Origin of the sequence: Acanthopleuribacter pedis (assembly GCF_017377855.1) — a bacterium.
In the GTDB taxonomy this organism is placed as follows: domain Bacteria; phylum Acidobacteriota; class Holophagae; order Acanthopleuribacterales; family Acanthopleuribacteraceae; genus Acanthopleuribacter; species Acanthopleuribacter pedis.
Map to the genome: position 1 here is coordinate 1 of NZ_JAFREP010000103.1, position 559 is coordinate 559.

At 57.6% G+C, this 559-nt stretch carries 1 pseudogene; it reads left to right on the forward strand.

Going from position 1 to position 559, the window contains the following annotated elements:
- Positions 1-446: 446 nt before the first annotated feature.
- Positions 447-559: pseudogene (locus J3U88_RS35515) on the forward strand (hypothetical protein); the annotation flags it as partial.

The window sequence follows — 559 nt, forward strand, 5'->3', positions numbered from 1 at the left end:
TCTCCGCGGTACTACGGACCCATCCGCCATCTACCAGAGCCAGTGTCCGGCCCTCACGGACCCACTGTTTTTGGACGGCGCCACCGTTTCCAGTCTCCGATAGACTTCCCCTGTTGAGAATAATTCCTCTCCTGTACATGCTGTCACCACTACCCCGGCGGCACCCACGGCCCAATACGCTCGGTGCTCCGTGGACATCGGCCTTCCCCGTTATTATGGCGGGTCGGCTACCGCAAAGCCTTTTCGGGGCCTGCTCGGTGTTCGCTGCACGCTACGGCCTGTACAGTCGCTGACTCTCTGAAAGAGCCTTTTCTTTGAATACTTCAGCCCATTCGTTGCCTCCTGAACTGCTCCAAAGTGCTTCCGGGCGGAGCGTCAGTTACCCGGGTGGGATTTGAACCCACTGAAATCATCCCCCTTGGCAGGGCGAACACAACAATCCAGCGGAGCGAGCGCTGCGCCAACTGGTGTTGGGCAGAAAAAACTTCATGTTCAATCGTTCGGTAGAGGGGGCGAGGGTGACGGCGATCTTGTATTCGATCTGCGTATCCTGCACTTT